The following is a 17,226-nucleotide window of genomic DNA, read 5'->3' as shown; positions in this document are numbered from 1 at the left end:
CGATTCGCCGGACGGCGATGGTTGCGCCTCGGCCCACCGCCCACCATCGAGCTCGGTACCCCCGCAGCCGGACTGGGTCAGGACCCAGACCCGGAGGACGGGCGACCGTACGACGCCCGCCTGGTGCCGCGGCACCGCGAAGGAGAAGACGCTGATGAGCGAGACCAGTCCTCGGCACGAGATCGCCCACCTCGCCCGGACCGAGCTGTTCACCCCGAATCCCGACGGCACCCTGTGGTTCTTCACCAAGCTGCTGGGGATGTACGAGACCCACCGCGAGGGGCAGTCGGTCTACCTGCGGGCCTACGAGGACCCGTACCAGTGGAGCATCAAGGTGACCGAGGCGCCGCAGGCCGGGATGGGCCACGCCGCGTTGCGCACGTCCTCGCCGGAGGCCCTTGAGCGCCGTGCACAGTCGCTGAAGGACGACAACGTCGACTACCGCTGGAGCGACGGGGACTTCGGCTACGGCAAGACCCTGGAGTTCGAGAGCCCCGACGGCCACCACCTGTCGCTGGTCTGGGAGGCCGAGAAGTACCGAGCACCGAAGGAGCTGCAGAGCAAGATTCTGACTCGGCCCTCGAAGCGGCCGCTGCAGGGACTCCCGGTCAAGCGCATCGACCACCTGAACCTGATGGCCAGCGACGTCACCCCGCTGAAGAAGTCGTTCGAGCGTCACCTGGGATTCGAGACCCGCGAGCGCGTCGTGGATGGTGATGTCGAGATCGGCGCCTGGATGAGCACGAACCTGGTGGGCCACGAGGTCGCCTGCATGCGCGACACGCTCGGCGAGCGGGGGCGTTTCCACCATGTCGCGATGTTCTACGGGATTCCACAGCACAATCTCGACGCCGCGGAGATGTTCCGGGACTACGACATCGCCATCGAGGCGGGCCCGGACAAGCACGGTATCACCCAGGGCTCGTTCCTCTACGTCTTCGAGCCCGGCGGCAACCGCATCGAGCTCTTCGGTGACAGCGGCGTCCTGCAGTTCGAGCCGGACTGGGAGACCCGCACCTGGGAGATGTCGGACATCGACACGGGGCTCGCCATCGGGGGAGCCAAGTTGCCGTGGGAGACCTACTTCACCTATGGCACGCCGAGCAAGCTGAGCCTGACTGATCACATCGTGCAGTTCAGCGGTGCGTCCAGCAACGCCGACGCGCAAGCAGCCGCGGACGCCCTACCGGAAGCCCTCGAGCGATCCGAGCACGTGAGTGGAGCGCCCGTCGGCTGACTCTCATTCCCCTCTGGCCCGGCGCCGCAGTGCGGCGCCGGGCCCAAGTACGTATCCGGGTCCCGACGTCCGGGTCCCTGAACCGTTTCGGGGTAGGTCCGCCGGGCGTACCGACATCCTGAACATCCGTTGTCCGGGCAGCTTCACCCCGCAGACGCTGGGGGCGTGAACGAAACCGCAGGCAGTGTCGTCGTCGTCGGAGCGACGGGAACCATGGGTACGGCGATCACCCGAAGCCTCACCAAGGCTGGAGTCCCGGTCGTCGCCGTGGGACGCCGGCGACAGGAACTCGACGATCTGGCCGCCACGGAGCCCCTCGTCGAACCGTGCATCGCAGACATCGGCGAGGACGCCGCCAGTGCCGCGCTGGCGTCCGCGCTGTCAGGACCGGTCCGCATGGCCGTCTTCGCGGCCGCGCTCCCCGTGAAGGGATCGCTCGACGTCATCGAGCCCTCGGCGTTGGCGACCGCAACCAACATCAAGGTCGCCGGCATGGTGCGGATGGTCAACGGCGTACGCGAACGTCTGGTCGAGGGAAGCCGCCTGGTGGCGGTCGCGGGGTCACTCGGGCTGGAGCCCAACGCCTCGGCGGCAGGGCCGGGCGTCGCCAACGCCGGCCTGTTCAACCTCATGCGACAGCTCGGCCTGCTGTGGGGCCCGCGCGGCGTCACCACCCACACACTGGCGCCGGGGCCGATCGACAGTCCTCGGTTGCACGACCTCGCGGCCACGGCGGCGGAGGAGCGAGGAGTGTCCGTCGAGGAGGTCCTCGAGACCTACACCGGGAGGACCTCCTCGGGCCGGCTACCAACGGCCGAGGAGATCGCCTGGTTCGTCGCATCGCTGCTGGCTCCCGAAGCGGCTGCGCTGCACGGAGCCGTCATCACTCTCGACGGCGGGGTGCGACACGGCCTCGTCTGACCATCTCACACTGACCTCGGAGGACGGCATGCCCATCGCGCACTTCCACCTCGTTCGCGACCACTACTCGACGGCGCAGATCGGTGAGCTCCTGACAGCGGCGAGCCGTGCCTACTCCCAGGTGCTCGAGTCGCCGATGGAGCGGGTGCGTGCTTTCGCCCATCTCTACGACCCCGACACGGTCGCGGTCGCCGGAGAGCTCGTGTCCGCCGGCGCCGCTCCTGCGCCCTTCTTCACGGCCTTCGTTCTCGCAGGTCGACCCGTCGAGCAGCGCGACAGGTTGCTCGCGGCGCTGACCGACACCGTGATCGAGGTCCTGGGTGCGGACCGAGCGTCCATCCGCGGGCAGATCATCCAGCTCGATCCGGGCGACTGGGGGATCGGCGGCGTGCCGGCGAGCACGACCCGGGCCGGTGAGATCGCCGCCCGCGCTTCAGTGGCGTCCCGGTCCTGAGCAGCCTCCGAATGCGGGGCCGGCCAAGTTCACCGGCGCCGAGCTCGCCGTGGACATCGCACGTGACGAGCTCCAGGCGCACGACGGACTGGGCTTCACCGCGCAGCGCGACGACGACGATGCCGAGGGTCCGGTCGAAGCCATCTGCCGCGACTCGGAGATCGGTGAGATCTACGGGGACGCGAACGAGGTCCAGCGCTGGGTGATCGCCCGCCAGATCTTCGGTCGCGAACACCCGGGCTGAGGACCCGTGATTGAGCTTGACCCCTCCCACCGGACACCTCGTGTGAGGTGGACCCGGTCCGCCAGGGAGGATCATCTTCGTGCCTGCCCCACACGCGCCTGAGTTCCGGCGGCGAGCGGTCGAGCTTGCCCGTCTGGGCGAGCAACCGGTCGCCCAGATCGCGAAAGAGCTCTCGATTTCTGAGTCCTGCCTGCGGAATTGGATGGCCCAGGCCGACGCCGACGACGGCAAGAACGGCGTCGAGCAGGGCCGCTTGAGCACTGATGAGCGAGCCGAGCTCGCCGAGCTGCGGAAGAAGACGAAACGACTCGAGGTCGAACTCGAGATCGTCAAGCGGGCCGCGGCGTACTTCGCGAAGGAGAACGTCCTCCCAAAGTAGTGTTCCCGCTGGTCTGTGAACTCGCCGACGACGGCATCGACGTCACGGTGGCCTGCCGGGTCCTGAACGTTTCCCGCTCCGGATACTACGAATGGCGGACCGGGGTGAAATCGGGGCGCGCCCAGCAGAACGAGTTGCTGGCCAAGGTGATCGAGAAGATCCACAGCGAGTCCCGCGGCACCTACGGTGCGCCGCGGGTGCACGCCGAGCTGGTCCTCGGGCTCGGCGAGCGGGTCAACCGCAAGCGGGTGGCCCGGCTGATGCGCGAGGCCGGGCTGCAGGGCCTCTACCGGCGCCGCACCCGCGGCTGCACCCGACGTGACCCGGCTGCCGACCCCTACCCGGACCTGGTCGACCGGGACTTCACCGCCGCCGGCCCGGACTGGCTGTGGGTCACCGACATCACCGAACACCACACCAGGGAAGGAAAGGTCTACTGCGCCGCGGTCCTCGACGTGTATTCACGACGGGTCGTGGGCTGGTCGATCGATGACAACATGCGCACCGAACTGGTCACCGACGCCCTCGGTATGGCGATCCTGCGCCGGAAACCGGTCGGCGACGGCTCCACGGTCCTGCACTCCGACCACGGGTCGCAATTCACGTCGTGGGCGTTCGGGCGGCGTCTGGTCGAGGCGGGGATCGTCCCGTCGATGGGTTCGATCGGTGACTGTTACGACAACTCGATGATGGAATCGTTCTGGGGCACGATGCAACTCGAACTGCTCGACTCCCGCAAGTGGGAATCACGAACTGAACTTGCGACCGGGATCTTCGAGTGGATAGAGTGCTGGTACAACCCGATCAGACGCCATTCCAGCATCGGAATGCTTTCACCGGTCGACTTCGAGGCCCGCCACACCGACCCCGACCAAGATCACTGACCCCACACTCCAGGTGTCCGGTCTACGGGGGCAAGCTCGTTTGCTTCCTCCCTTGCCCGCGATCCTCCGACGGTCGAACAATCGAAGATCGACTCACACCTCACCCTGGAAGACGATCGGGCGACGTGCGATCGCAGGTGCTGACCTGGCAGATCAGCGAGAACGCCGACCAACGACGACGGCCACGATGATCGCGACCAGGGCGGCCACGCCCAGCGGAACCAGGCGGTTGATCAGGGCCCCGCGGGACACCTCGAGAAGGTCGAGGGCCTCGGCCTGCTCGCGGGGCGGGCGAGCCGTCCCCGCGGTCGCTCCCTGCCCGCGAGCAGCCGCGGCCGCGGCCGGCGAGGCGCCGGTGGTCGCAGCGGTGGGGAGAGCGGACGTCGCCGCGCTGCCTGCCGACGCCCGTGGATGGTTGCCGCCAGCGGCCGACGAGGCATTCGACTGCTGACCGAACTCGTCGGCGAGACATGTCGCGAACTGGTCGAGGATCTTGTCGCCGACATCGGCCATGACGCCTCGCCCGAACTGTGCTGGCTTTCCCGTCACCTGCATCTCGGTCAGGACAGTGACCTTGGTGTTGCCCGGAGCGGCTTCGACCATGGTCAGCGTGGCCTTCGCGGAGGCGGTGCCGTTCCCGCGCGAGTCGCGGCCCTGCGCGACGACGACGACCTTGTGGCCGGTCTCGTCGCGTTCGATAAAGGTGCCCTTACCCTTGTAGGTCATCGAGATCGGGCCGAGCTTGACCTTGACGTTGCCGGTGAAATCGTCCCCCTCCGCTGACGTCAGCGTCGCGCCCGGAAAACAGGGGGTCACCTTCTCCGGGTCGTTGAGTGCACGGAACACGGTGTCGATGTCCACCGGCACGGTGAATTCGTTCTCCAACTGCACGAGAGGCCTCCAGGCCAGGAATGGTATGTGAGATGGGCGGAGTTCGGTCAGGGCTCGTCGAACGTGCGAGCAATCCAGACCCAGGCGGCCAGCAGTAGGCCTGTGAACACCGCGGACGCCTACGCGGCCGGCTCCACGGTCAGCGCGACCAGGACTGCCGCGACGATCGTCAGGACGAAGGTTCCCTCGACTGCCCAGAGGAACAGCCCGAATCCTCTGTCCGGACGACGAGGTCCGGGTCCGGTCAGCTCGGCGTCAGACCCCGGGCCCGTAGAGCCCGAAGCGCAGGGTGGTGTCGTCAGCCCGCCAGGTGTTGTCGAACTGGGAGCGGCGGCCCATGACGGAGACGCGATCGATGAGTTGATTGCCGAGCTCGAGCTGACCCGGCTCCCACTGTTTGAGGGCCGTCGGGATGTCGCCACCCGCGGCGCCCAGGTGTTCGTAGAGGTTCCAGGCGTCGTCGGCGGCCTTGGCCGTGCCGGCCGCGGCATGAGGGCGTGCGGCGAAGGCGGCGTCTCCGACGATCGCGACCCGGCCGTCGATCATTCCCGGGATGCGCGTGTCGAACACGACCTGGACGTAGGGCTGTTCGGTGGTCACGACGACCTCGGCGGGTGCGGGCGGGAGGAGCTCCTGCGCAGAGCGGCGGACCTCGTCGACGTAGCGCTGCTGGACCCCGCCGGGGTGCACCGAGACCGGAGCCTCGAATCCGAGAGTGTTCGTCGTCAGTTCTTGGAGCTCAGGCCCGTCGGGGACATTGCGATACCACACGTAGTTCAACAACCGCGCTCCCGGCGCGAGCTCGCCGTCCCAACCGGGAATCTGGTATATGACGATGTGCGTGTTCGGGGCGAGCGCGTAGTTCAGGCCGTCGTCGAGGGCTGCGTAGGTCTCGCGGCTCACCTGGTCCTCGCGGACAGTGCCCCGCCACCCCACGTATCCCGAGTACTGGCGGGTGAGATCGGGGAACATCCGGCGGCGCGCAGTGGAGCTGATGCCGTCGGCGAACACGACCAGGTCTGCTGACTCGACCCGCCCGCTGACGAAGCGCACCTCGACGTGATCGTCGTCCTGGGAGAAGCCGGCGCAGTGCTCACCGAGGAAGTAGTGGTCCCGTCCGAAGTCGGCGAGCAGGGCGCGATAGACCGTCCCCCAGGACGTGTACCGCCATTCCGCGGGCTCGTCGTGGAGCACCTCGTTGTTCGCGCCGAGGTAGCGGAGTCGGCTGCTGTGGGTGCTCAGCTGCTCGATCTTGCGAGAGCTGCGTCCGTCGAACCACTTCATAGTGATCGGTTGCAGGACGATGCCGCCGCCCCGGTGGTCGAGTTCCTCAGGGGTCCGCTCGAACACGTCGACCGTGAAGCCGAGCTCGCGCAGCAGGAGCGCGCTGGTGAGTCCACCGATGGAGCCGCCCACCACGACGGCACGTGAGCCTTCGTACGAATGCACGCCGAGTCCTCCCTGGCTTGCTGCGGTCGTCGTCACATCGTGACGACCGGACGCGGCCACGGCGTTGTGGGCGTCCACAGATTCGGGTGAAGACGCTGTGCCTCTCGACAGGCGCGCCTCAGGCGCTGTTCGAGGGAGTCCCGGTGCCGAGGACGTCCTCCGCCATGAGGGCGACCTTGACGCGGAGGAGATCCTCGGGCTGCTGGACGGAGATGTCGATCAGCTCCTCCACTCGCTTCAGTCGCAGAGCCACCGTGTTGGGATGAACGAAGAGCGCCCCGGCGGTGCGCGCGACGTTCATCCTCTGGTCGAGGAAGACCCGCAGCGTCGCCACGAGGGTGGCCTTCTTCCGCTCGTCGTACTCGCGGAGGGGACGCAGGGTGTGCTCGATGAACCGCACCAGCTCCCGGGGGTCGTTGAGCTGTAGAAGAAGTCCGTAGACCCCGAGGTCGGGGAGGGTGACGATGCGATCGGACCCGTGCAGCCGCGCGAGTTCGAGAGCGCCTCGGGCCGTCCGCACCGCCGAGCGGACGGCATCGACCTCCTCGCAGCGATGCCCGACGGTCACGGTGATGGTGGTGCTACCAAGGGTTCGTCGGCTGGCGGATCGGAGCTCCCGGGCTGCATCGGCGGCTGCTATCCCGGTCCGCGTGTCGGGCCACAGCACGATCACGTGCTCGCCCCAGGAGGTGACGAGAGGCCTGGGTTCACAGCGATCGGCCACGGTCTGGGTCGCGCCGAGCAGGAGGCGTGAGCGATTGGCGGCGGCGGGGACGTCGGGGGCCGCGAGCATAACGGTGTGCGGCCGCGCGAGGTCGTGACCCAACGCCGCGGCGCGGGCCGTCACCGAGGCCGCGCTCGAGGTCTCAGACAGGAGATCGGTCAGGAGGTCGCCGCGCAGACGCCACTCCACGTCGATGGCGGTGCGAGTGCGGAGCGCCTCGAGAGCGCACACCACGGCTGCATGCTCGAGGGCCCGGCGTTGCAGCTCGGTGAGGTCGGCCAGACGCCCGGGAAGCCAGAGCCGGGCGACGGTCTCACGCCCGAGCCGGACCGGCACCGTGATCCTTCCCGACGCTGCGTCCTCGTCGATCCACTCGGTCGACAGGCCCACGGGTTCCTTCTCGGGGTCGAGCAGGACGCCCTCGAAGTGCGCATTGGCGGCGACGGCGCCGGCGTCGTCGGTGACGAGGACGGGCCGGGCCAACAGCCCCGCGAGAGCCTCGGTGACGCCCTGGATGTCCCCGGAGCGCAGAGCGACCGCGGTCAGTTCCCGGTGGATGTCCTCGGCCTGCTCGAGCATGTCGCTCTGTTCGGTCAGCGAGCGGATCAGGCGCGCGCTCTGTAGCGCGGTGCCGGCCTGGCTGGCGAGGGTCGCGAGCAGGGCGAGCTCGTCGTCACCGAACTCGTGGACCTGGTTGCGATAGCAGTTCAGGGTGCCGACCGGCTCGCCCGCGACCATGAGCGGTACGGCGACGATCGCGCGCCACTCGTGGTCGGTGGCGAGCTTCGACCAGGGCTCGAACGTGCGATCGCCGCGGATGTCGGCGATGGGAACGGGTTCGGCCTGTCGGAACGCACGGCTCGACGGCCCGTCCGCGAGCGGCCCGGAGCCGAGCTCGATGGTCAGGCCGCCATTCACCCGCTCGACGTATCCGGGCGTCAGCCCGTGCGAGCCGCGGATGATCAGGCGTTCGCGGACGTCGTCGGCCAGCAGCACCCCCGCTCCCTCGTAGCCCGTGAGCTCACACGCCGTCCGCGCGATCAGGTCGAGGAGTTCCGAGAGCGGACGTTGTGCCGCCACCGCTTCCGCAATTGCGCCCACTCCGGCCAGCCAACGCCGCACCTCGTTGCCACGGAAGGTCAACACGCTCTTTCCCTCCCACCCCGGCTGGGGAGTTCCCCATCGATGCCCACAGACGATGTGGCTGTGCACAGTCCTGACGAGTGTGACCCAGCGTACGTTGATCCGAGCAGGGCCCTTAGGCCCCGGCAGACCACCACACCTCCGGCCGCCCGCGCGGTCGGACCGTTCACGACGAGGGGACGTGGCGATGAAGCCGCCTCGGTTCTTGTACTGCGACCCGGACACCCTCGAGGAAGCGGTCGCGCTCAAGTCCCAGCACGAGTTCGATGCCCTGGTCCTCGCCGGGGGTCAGAGCCTCATGCCGATGCTCAACATGCGGCTGGCCGGTCCCGAGGTACTGATCGACATCAACGGGGTCACGGACCTGCAGCACATCGGGCGCATCAACGGAACCCTCGAGATCGGTGCCGGTGTCCGGCAGTCGGTGCTCGAGGCGCACAGCGAAGCGGCGGTGGCGGTGCCGTTGATCGCCGCGGCGATGCCGCACATCGGGCACATCGAGAACCGACACCGTGGCACCGTCGGCGGGAGCATCGCGCACGCCGACGCCGCCGCCGAACTTCCCTGTACCGCAGTGACCCTCGACGCCGTGATCGTGGTCCGCAGTGAGCGCGGTGAACGTCAGATCGCTGCCACCGACTTCTTCCAGGGCTTCCTCACCAACGCCTGCGAGCCCGACGAGCTCGTGGTGGCGATCCGCTACCCGGTCACCTCGCCCACGGCGGGCTCCGCGTTCACCGAGTTCGCGCGTCGCGAGGGCGACTTCGCGCTCGCGTCCGCAGGCGCCGTCGCCGAGGTCGACGCCGACGGTCGATTCACGTCCGTCGCGATCGGCGTCGGCAGTATCACCACGAAACCGGTGCGCGCCCGCGCGATCGAGGAGGCCCTTCTCGGGCGCGCGGCCACGTCGGACGTCATCAAGGACGCGGCGCGCCAGATCGGCGACGCGGTGACCCTCAGCAGCGACATGCACGCCACCAGCCGGTACCGCCGGCACCTCGCCACCACCGTCGTCACCCGCGCGGTCGCGGCCGCCGCCGCCGACGCGCAGAACAGGAGTGCCTCGTGACCACCGCGGAGAACCCGGCGACCGCGACCGACACCCGCACGATCACGCTGCTGGTCAACGGCCGTGAGGTCACCCGCGCCGTGTCGACCCGCACGACGCTGTCGGACTTCCTGCGCGAGGATCTGGACCTGGTCAGTGTGCACCTCGGCTGCGAGCACGGCGTGTGCGGGTGTTGCACGGTGCTCTTCGACGGGGAGTCCGTCCGTGCTTGTCTCATGCTGGCCGTCCAGGCCCGTGGGCACGAGGTCGAGACGGTCGAGTCGCTCTCCGCCGACCAGAACGACCTGCACCCCATCCAGCAGAGCTTCGCCGAGGAGCAAGGCCTCCAGTGTGGGTTCTGCACGCCCGCCATGGTGTTGCGGGCGAAGGAGATCCTCGCTGACGGACGGGAGCGCAGCGACGCCGAGGTCCGGAGCGACATCTCCGGAATCCTGTGCCGGTGCACGGGCTACCAGAACATCGTCAACGCGGTGCAGAACGCCGGCCGCAAGCTGAGCCGTGGCGCCAACGGCGGAGCCGGCACCCACGACGGCGTCGGTACCTCGGCGGTGGACGGCGCGGAGACCGAGCAGGCGACCGACATCGACCGCGCACCCGGGTTCGACGGCCCGGCCGGCACCGAGCAGAGGGGCTGACATGACCGCGACCCAGGAGCCGACCGCCGTCACCCACGGCGGCACGAAGCCCGCGTACAAGTACATCGGGAGCGATCGCAAGCGAGTCGAGGACCCACGCCTGCTCGTCGGCCGTGGCGGCTACGTAGCCGACATGAAGATGCAGGGCCTGCTTCACGCCGCGATCTTGCGCAGCCCCCTGCCCCACGCCCGCATCGCCTCCATCGACACCTCCGGGGCCGAGGCGATCCCGGGTGTCATCGCGGTCCTCACCGGTGAGGACTGCAAGGCGCACATGAACCCGTGCATGAACTTCGGGCCGTCGACCATCTCGCAGTACCCGATCGCGGTGGACAAGGTGCGGTACGTCGGCGAGTGCGTCGCCGTGGTCGTCGCCGAGAGCCGCTACGTCGCCGAGGACGGGATCGAGGCCCTCGAGGTCGAGTTCGACGAGCTGCCCGCGGTCACCAACCCGCACGCGGCCCTCGAGCCCGACGCTGCGCTGCTTCACGACGAACACGGCAGCAACCTCGGCTACGAGCGGACCTTCGAGTTCGGCGACATCACCAAGGCATTGGACGACGCTCACCTCGTCGTCTCCGACACCCTGCACTGGGGCCGGTCGGCCGGCATGCCCATGGAGACCAGCGGGGCGATCGCCCGCCCGGGTACCAACGGCGTGCTCGAGGTCTATTGCAACTCGCTCAACTTCAGCTACCTGCAGTTCCTCGTCGCCGGGGCCCTGCGCATCCCGTCGAACAAGCTCAAGATGCAGCCCGTCGCCGCGGGCGGCAGCTTCGGCAGCAAGTTCACCGCGCACAAGGTGCCCACCCTCGCCGCGTTCCTCGCGCTGCGGACCGGGCGCCCGGTCTCCTACGTCGAGGACCGCCTCGACCACCTCATGAACTCCGATCACCACGCCTCGGACCGCTACTACGAGGCGAGGATGGGGTTCACCGAGGACGGGATGATCACCGGCCTCGACGTCGACGTCGTGGACGACTACGGCGCCTACCTGCAGTTCGGTGTCGGCACCCACGGGAACGCGCTCTCGCAGGCCACCGGGCCCTACCGCTTCCGCGACCTGCGCTACAAGCTGCGCGCCGCGCTGACGAACAAGTGCCAGCAGGGCGCCTACCGGGGCTTCGGCTCGGAGGTGCACAACTGGGTCCTGGAGCGCCTCGTGGAGCAGGGCGCGAAGAAGCTCGGGCTTGCGCCCGAGGAGATCCGTCGTCGCAACTTCATCCAGCCCGAGGAGTTCCCCTACAAGATCCCCGGCGGTAACGTCTACGACAGCGGGAACTACCCCGAGGTCCTCGACCGGGCACTCTCCATGATCGACGTCGAGCACTGGCGCCGGGAGAAGAAGCGCCTGCGGGAGGAGGAGGGCCGCTACATCGGCCTCGGGATCGCCACCACGCAGGAGCGCTCGGTGTTCTCCTCCACCGAGTTCTGGTTCTGGTTCGACGAGCCGGCGTTCCCGATCACGTCGAGTCCCGAGAGCGCCACCATCACCATCGACCCGGCCGGGCAGTTCCAGCTGCTCCTGCACTGCCAGGCGATGTGGGGCAACAGCCCCGAGACGGTGTCCACCACGGTGCTCGCCGAGGAGTTCGGCGTCGAGCCCGAGTCGGTCAACGTCTCCTACGCCGACACCTCCCGGGCACTGCCGGGCACAGGACCCGGCGGAAGCCGCTACACCGTCATGGTGGCCGGGGCGGTGCGCGGCGCCTCGCGCAAGCTCAAGAAGAAGCTCATCGACATCGCGGCCCACAGCCTCGAGGTCTCGGCTGACGACCTCGAACTCGTCGACGGGCGCGTCCAGGTGGTGGGCGCCCCCGAGCGCTCGCTGGGCATCCCCGACCTGGCCGCCTCGGCCTACTTCTTCGCGCTCAACCTCCCGCCCGGCATGGAAAGCGGCCTCGAGGAGGCCTACACCTACGACCACCCGTACACGACGTTGCCGTCCGCGGACCGCTCCGACCTCGGTGTCTTCTACCCGATCATGGGACACGCCTGCCACATCGCGGTCATGGAGGTCGACCCCGACACCGGGCGCTGCTCGTTCCTCGACTACGTCGCCGTCCACGACGCCGGCACGGTCGTGAACCCGAAGAGCCTCGGCGGTCACGTGACGGGCGGGTCCGCTCAGGGTCTGGGGACCTCGCTCTACGAGGAACTGGCCTACGACACCGAGGGACAGTTCAACTCGGCGACCTTCCTCGACTACCTCGTGCCGTCGGCGAACGAGGTGCCCCCGTTCCGGATCGGACACGTCGAGACGCCCTCGCCGTACACCGAGTACGGCATCAAGGGTGGCGGCGAGGGCGGCCGGATGGTGACCCCCTCGGTGGTCTCGGCCGCGGTCGACGACGCCCTCGCCGAGTACGGCATGCACGTGCAGGAACTGCCGGTGCGTCCCGCGACCATCGTCGAGACGGTCCAGGACGCCATCGACGCGCGGCAGTGATCGACCCGGTCCGGCGCGCCCCTGGGGTGCGCCGGGCCGGTTCCTCTCCCACCCAGACCGGAGGAATTGCGTTGCCGTCATCGTTCCGATCGCCGGCCGAGATCGCCGAGGGACTGGAGGGCATCGGCTACCTCGCCGACGACGCACTCGCCATGGCCGTGCACCTGGCGCTCGGGCTCGACCGTCCATTGCTGCTCGAGGGAGCCAACGGCGTCGGGAAGACCGAGGTGGCGTCCGCCCTCGCGCAGCTGCTGGGTCGTGATCTGGTCCGTCTGCAGTGCTACGAGGGACTCGACGCGACCCAGGCCCTCTACGACTGGCACTACGCCCGCCAGCTGCTCGATGTCCGCGGTGGATCGTCGTCCTCGGCCGACGTGTTCACCCGCGACTACCTGCTACCCCGGCCGCTCTTGACTGCCCTCGAAGCCGGCGACCGCGCCGTCCTGCTCATCGACGAGATCGACCGCGCCGACGACGAGTTCGAGGCGTTCCTGCTCGAGTTGCTCTCGGACTTCGCGGTGACGATCCCCGAGATCGGCCGGGTCGCCGCGCCCTCTCCGCCGTTGGTGGTGCTGACCTCGAACCGCACCCGTGACCTGCACACGGCGCTCCGTCGGCGCTGCCTGTACCACTGGGTGGCTCATCCCGGTGCCGAGCGGGAGTACCGCATTCTGCGGGCCCGGGCTCCCCACGTGGCGCCCGAGCTCGCGCGTCAGGTCGCCGACAGCGTCGCGCGCATCCGAGCGGTCGTGCTGGGCAGCCCTCCCGGTGTCGGGGAGACGATCGACTGGGCGAGCGCTCTGGCCATGGTCGGTTCGGCCACGCTGTCGCCGCAGGACGCCGCGGCCACCCTCAGCGCGCTCATCAAGGACGTCGACGACCAGCAGCGTGTCGCCGAGCGCATGGCCGATCTGGTTCCCAGCGCTCCATGAACACCGTCGAGGAGGCGGTCGAGCTCACGTCTCGGACCTGCGTCGATCTCGCGGCCGAACTCCGACGCCACGACGTGCCGGTGGGCCCGGAGCAGACCACCGCGCTCTGGACCGCTCTCCACCGCCTCGACGGGCTCCGGCTCCGCGATCTGTACTGGGCGGGCCGTGTCGTCCTCGTCGGCGACCGGCGCCACTTCGCCGCCTTCGACGCCGCCTTCCGCCGTTCGGTGCTCGGGGAGACCGACGACGGAGACACCGTCGAGGTGCCGCATCCCGTCGCGGTCCCCATGGTCGATCGTGAGGAGCAGGCGGCCAGCACCCCCGGCCCGCAGCCCGCCGACCCGCTCGAGGACGAGGCCGACGAGGCCCGCCTGACTCCGAGCGACGTACGGGTGCTCAAGCACAAGTCGTTCGCCGCCATGACCGCGGTCGATCAGCGCCGGGCGGCCGCTCTCATCCGGCGGCTCGAGGTGGACCTGCCGCGACGACGGAGCCGACGGCGGGTACCGGCCGCGCGTGGACGTCACCTCGACACTCGCGGTGTGCTGCGGGCGGCGCTGCGGACCGATGGTGAGCCGATCCGTCTCGCCCGTCGCCGTCACCCATGGCGCGACCGACCGATCACCCTTGTCGTCGACGTGTCCGGCTCGATGGCCCCCTACGCGCTCGCGGTACTCCGCTTCGCCCACGCGCTCCGGCGTGCCGGCCACGACGTCGAGGTGTTCACCATCGGCATCGAGCTGACCCGCATCACCGAGGAACTGGCGCGGCCCGCCGTCGATGCCGCGCTCACCCGGATCAGCGCAGCCGTTCACGACTGGGACGGCGGCACCCGTCTCGGCAGCTCGATGGGCACCTTGGTCGAGCGCTTCGGTGGCCATCGGGCGGTGCGGGGCGCCGTCGTCGTCATCTGCTCCGACGGCCTCGACCGCGACGAGCCCGAGCTGCTCGGCGACGCGGTGCGAGAAGTGCATCGCGCGGCCCACCGGGTGCTGTGGCTGAACCCGCTCAAGGGCGACCCCCGCTTCGAGCCGATCCAGCGCGGGATGGCGGCCGCCCTGCCGTTCGTCGACCTCCTACTCGCCGGTCACGACCTCGCGGCTCTCGAGGAGCTCTGTGCCGCACTCGCCGTGGCACGCCGACCACTCCGCACGACCACGACCTCCGGGAGGACCGCGTGACGCCCCCGCACCCCGCCGACCGCATGGCGCGCGCCGCGCAGGCCTGGCTCGAGAGCCTCGACCCGGTCCAGCGCGCCGACGCCCAGCTGCCCTGGCCCGCGGAGGTGGAACGCCACCGCTGGTACTACACGCCCACCGACCACGGCGGGCTCCCGCTGACCCGCCAGCGCCCGGCCCAGCAGGGCCTCGCGATGCAGCTCCTGCGCACGGGGACCTCTCGCGCCGGCTACGTGACGACGACGACGATCATGGGTCTGGAGAACGTCCTCGACGAGCTCGAGGGCTGGACGGTCGACTGGGGCCGGGAACGCGGCCGCGACCCGCAGTTGTACTGGCTGCGGGTCTTCGGCGAACCAGGTGGCTCGGAACCGTGGTCGTGGCGCTTCGGAGGTCACCACGTCTCGATCCAGCACGTCGTCGTCGACGGCGAGGTCCGTGGGAGTACACCCTTCTTCCTCGGCGCCGACCCGGCGGCGTCCCCACTGCTCGGACCGCACCCCCTTCGTCCCCTGGCCGGCGCCGAGGACCTCGCGCGCGACCTCGTGCGATCGCTCGACGGGCCGGCGGCGGCACGCGCCCTGATCACGCCGGTCGCGCCGGTCGACATCGTCGGGGGCAACCGACCGCATCTCGCGGACGGCGATCTGCTGATGCCGCTTCCCGACGTCTGGCGTGGCCATTTCCAGGAGCGACGTCTCAAGGAGCGGGTGGAGGCCATGCACTCGGGTGCCGAGAAGAAGGCCGGGGTACGGCCCGAGCACCACGAGGCCGTCCGGCTCACCCACATCCCGAAGGGACTACGTGCGGGCGACATGACCGACGAGCAGCAGGACCAGCTCCGCTCGCTGCTCGCCGTGTACCTGGACCGCATCCCCGAGGAGCTGGCCGATCGCGAGGCGGAGAAGTTCGCCGGCGACAAGCTGCTCGACGTCCACTTCGCCTGGGCCGGTGGCACCGAACGCGGGCAGCCGCACTACTACCGGCTCCAGGGCCCGCGCCTCCTCGTCGAGTACGACAACACGCAGCGCGACGTGAACCACGTCCACACAGTCTGGCGGGACCCCGAGGGTGACTTCGGTGACGACGTCCTCGCGCGGCACCGCCGGCAGTTCCACCGCACACCCTGAGGAGAGGAGAATCATGGCAATCTCACCGAACAGCGTCCGCGACGTCGCGGACGGCACCCAGGGCGGTCAGTTCGAGGTGGGTGACCGCTCTCGGCTCGACTCACTGTCCGACCTGGACCCGGTCTACCGTCAGCTCCTCGACACCCCGGTCACGCTTCCGGGATCTTGTAGATGGAGTTGCGGGCGTAGGGGATGCGGGCGTACTCGGCCTGCAGCCCGTTCACGGTGTGGCCGAGGATCCAGCCGCCGGTCAGGCACTGGCCGTACATGCCGGCCGTGCAGAAGCGGCAGTAGCCGCACGCGCTCACGCAGGTCGCCAGGACGCGGTCGCCCACCGCGACGTTCGTGACCGACGCCCCGACCTCCTCGACGATGCCGGTCGCCTCGTGGCCCAGGATCGTGCCGGGCTGACACGTCGGGACGCCGCCGGCCACGATGTGCGCGTCGGTCCCGCAGATCGTCGAGTGCGTGACGCGCAGGAGCAGGTCGGTGTCGTCGCGCAGCTCTGGATCGGGTTGATCCTTGTAGGCGAACTGCTTCGGTCCGTCGTAGACAAGGCCTTTCATGCGAACTCCCTCATGGGTCGGAGCGGTGTGACGAGCGTCGCTGACGGTGGCTGCGAAGTCGCTGAGGAGATCGACATCGCCCTGGCGTGACGATGTGGTCGGTCACAGCCCGCGTCCTCATCGGAAGGCTGGGATGCCGGTGACGGCTTGCCCGATCGACAGGGCGTGCATCTCCTCGGTGCCCTCGTAGGTGAGGACCGTCTCGAGGTTCGCCATGTGCCGGAAGACGGGGTACCCGAGGGTGATGCCGCTGCCGCCGAGCATCGTGCGGGCCGTGCGGGCGACCTCGAGCGCTGCGCGAACGTTCGCCATCTTCCCGAAACTGACCTGGTGGTGGTGCAGTCGTCCGGCGTCCTTCAGCCGGCTGATCTGCAGGGCCCCGAGAGCGGCGCGATTGACCTCGACGACGAGGTCGGCCAGCTTGCGCTGCGTGAGCTGGAATCCGGCCAACGGCTCACCGAATTGCTCGCGATCCAGGGTGTAGCGCAGTGCGGTCTCGTAGCAGTTGCGCGCCGCCCCGACGACACCGGCGAGCATGCCGAAGCGGGCCTCACCGAGGCAGGTCAGCGGTCCGCGGAGGCCTCGCACCTCGGGGAACGCCGCGGCCTCGGGCAGCCGTACACGCTCGAGGACCAGTTCCGAGGTCACCGAGGCTCGCAGAGTTGTCGTAGCAGTCACCGATCGACCCCATCGACGGGACGATCCGACAACATGCGCACCGAACTGGTCACCGACGCGCTCGGCATGGCGATCATGCGACGCAAACCGGTCGGTCGACCAGATCCGGGTGTAGGTCCGCGACCGGGTCGCGCCAGTGTCAACGGCGCCTGAATCTGGACCCTCTGGCGACGGCCGAAAACGGACCCCTCTGCGGTTGTTGATCTAGCTAGTCGTCGGTCTTGCCGGCGGCGGGGACGCGGCCGAGGTCGCGGTCCTTGAGG

General features: G+C 69.2%; 16 protein-coding genes and 1 pseudogene. 12 read left to right on the top strand and 5 right to left on the bottom strand.

The features are described 5' to 3' along the window. Nucleotides 1-154: 154 nt before the first annotated feature. From LN037_RS30635 to LN037_RS30610, 6 genes are all read left to right on the top strand, one after another. Nucleotides 155-1,237 carry a VOC family protein gene (locus tag LN037_RS30635; protein WP_230760651.1) on the top strand — a complete coding sequence of 361 codons (1,083 nt, stop codon included), beginning with the start codon at nt 155-157 and terminating at the stop codon, nt 1,235-1,237. Nucleotides 1,238-1,402: 165 nt separating this feature from the next. After that, complete coding sequence (locus LN037_RS30630) at nt 1,403-2,158, top strand: SDR family NAD(P)-dependent oxidoreductase (RefSeq protein WP_230760649.1); 756 nt, start codon at nt 1,403-1,405, stop codon at nt 2,156-2,158. A 28-nt stretch (nt 2,159-2,186) separates the two neighbouring features. Then, on the top strand, nt 2,187-2,612 hold the full coding sequence (locus LN037_RS30625; RefSeq protein ID WP_230760647.1) for a tautomerase family protein: 426 nt from the start codon (nt 2,187-2,189) through the stop codon (nt 2,610-2,612). Beyond that, nucleotides 2,572-2,856 carry an acyl-CoA dehydrogenase family protein gene (locus LN037_RS30620; RefSeq protein WP_308286217.1) on the top strand — a complete coding sequence of 95 codons (285 nt, stop codon included), beginning with the start codon at nt 2,572-2,574 and terminating at the stop codon, nt 2,854-2,856. The genes LN037_RS30625 and LN037_RS30620 overlap by 41 nt, the downstream gene beginning before the upstream one ends. A gap of 79 nt (nt 2,857-2,935) precedes the next feature. Further along, nucleotides 2,936-3,235, top strand: a complete 300-nt coding sequence (locus LN037_RS30615; RefSeq protein WP_230758773.1) for a transposase — start codon at nt 2,936-2,938, stop codon at nt 3,233-3,235. Then, nucleotides 3,235-4,119 (top strand): IS3 family transposase, encoded by an 885-nt coding sequence (locus LN037_RS30610; RefSeq protein ID WP_230760644.1) that lies wholly within the window; start codon nt 3,235-3,237, stop codon nt 4,117-4,119. Before LN037_RS30615 ends, LN037_RS30610 begins: the two co-directional genes overlap by 1 nt. Before the next feature lie 153 nt (nt 4,120-4,272). Here the strand turns inward: LN037_RS30610 and LN037_RS30605 are convergent, their stop codons facing one another. The 3 genes from LN037_RS30605 to LN037_RS30595 all read right to left on the bottom strand — a co-directional run bounded on the left by LN037_RS30605 (nt 4,273) and on the right by LN037_RS30595 (nt 8,551). Then, entirely contained in the window at nt 4,273-5,010 is a 738-nt protein-coding gene (locus LN037_RS30605) for an SRPBCC family protein (protein ID WP_230760642.1), read from the bottom strand. A 255-nt stretch (nt 5,011-5,265) separates the two neighbouring features. Beyond that, nucleotides 5,266-6,459 carry an FAD binding domain-containing protein gene (locus tag LN037_RS30600; RefSeq protein WP_230760640.1) on the bottom strand — a complete coding sequence of 398 codons (1,194 nt, stop codon included), beginning with the start codon at nt 6,457-6,459 and terminating at the stop codon, nt 5,266-5,268. Nucleotides 6,460-6,577: 118 nt separating this feature from the next. Then, on the bottom strand, nt 6,578-8,551 hold the full coding sequence (locus LN037_RS30595) for a helix-turn-helix domain-containing protein (RefSeq protein ID WP_230760638.1): 1,974 nt from the start codon (nt 8,549-8,551) through the stop codon (nt 6,578-6,580). Here LN037_RS30595 and LN037_RS30590 point away from each other — a divergent pair. From LN037_RS30590 to LN037_RS30565, 6 genes are all read left to right on the top strand, one after another. Further along, on the top strand, nt 8,514-9,395 hold the full coding sequence (locus tag LN037_RS30590) for an FAD binding domain-containing protein (protein WP_230760636.1): 882 nt from the start codon (nt 8,514-8,516) through the stop codon (nt 9,393-9,395). The genes LN037_RS30595 and LN037_RS30590 overlap by 38 nt on opposite strands. Beyond that, nucleotides 9,392-10,030: a (2Fe-2S)-binding protein gene (locus LN037_RS30585; RefSeq protein WP_230760634.1), complete on the top strand. Its 639-nt coding sequence runs from the start codon at nt 9,392-9,394 to the stop codon at nt 10,028-10,030. The genes LN037_RS30590 and LN037_RS30585 overlap by 4 nt, the downstream gene beginning before the upstream one ends. A gap of 1 nt (nt 10,031) precedes the next feature. Beyond that, a complete protein-coding gene (locus LN037_RS30580) occupies nt 10,032-12,479 on the top strand; it encodes a xanthine dehydrogenase family protein molybdopterin-binding subunit (protein ID WP_230760632.1) in 2,448 nt (815 codons plus the stop codon). Between the two features lie 71 nt (nt 12,480-12,550). Beyond that, nucleotides 12,551-13,411, top strand: coding sequence for an AAA family ATPase (locus LN037_RS30575; RefSeq protein ID WP_230760630.1), 861 nt, complete (start codon nt 12,551-12,553; stop codon nt 13,409-13,411). Next, nucleotides 13,408-14,592, top strand: a complete 1,185-nt coding sequence (locus LN037_RS30570; protein WP_230760628.1) for a vWA domain-containing protein — start codon at nt 13,408-13,410, stop codon at nt 14,590-14,592. Before LN037_RS30575 ends, LN037_RS30570 begins: the two co-directional genes overlap by 4 nt. Then, nucleotides 14,589-15,719: a DUF3500 domain-containing protein gene (locus LN037_RS30565; RefSeq protein ID WP_230760626.1), complete on the top strand. Its 1,131-nt coding sequence runs from the start codon at nt 14,589-14,591 to the stop codon at nt 15,717-15,719. The genes LN037_RS30570 and LN037_RS30565 overlap by 4 nt, the downstream gene beginning before the upstream one ends. Nucleotides 15,720-15,868: 149 nt before the next feature. Here LN037_RS30565 and LN037_RS30560 read toward each other — a convergent pair whose 3' ends face one another. Next, nucleotides 15,869-16,285 carry an alcohol dehydrogenase catalytic domain-containing protein gene (locus tag LN037_RS30560; RefSeq protein ID WP_230760624.1) on the bottom strand — a complete coding sequence of 139 codons (417 nt, stop codon included), beginning with the start codon at nt 16,283-16,285 and terminating at the stop codon, nt 15,869-15,871. 117 nt (nt 16,286-16,402) lie between these two features. After that, nucleotides 16,403-16,948, bottom strand: a pseudogene (locus LN037_RS30555) (acyl-CoA dehydrogenase family protein); the annotation flags it as partial. Nucleotides 16,949-17,226 lie beyond the last annotated feature (278 nt).

Origin of the sequence: Actinomycetospora soli (assembly GCF_021026295.1) — a bacterium.
Taxonomy (GTDB): domain Bacteria; phylum Actinomycetota; class Actinomycetes; order Mycobacteriales; family Pseudonocardiaceae; genus Actinomycetospora; species Actinomycetospora soli.
This window is presented reverse-complemented; position numbering and strand designations above follow the sequence as displayed.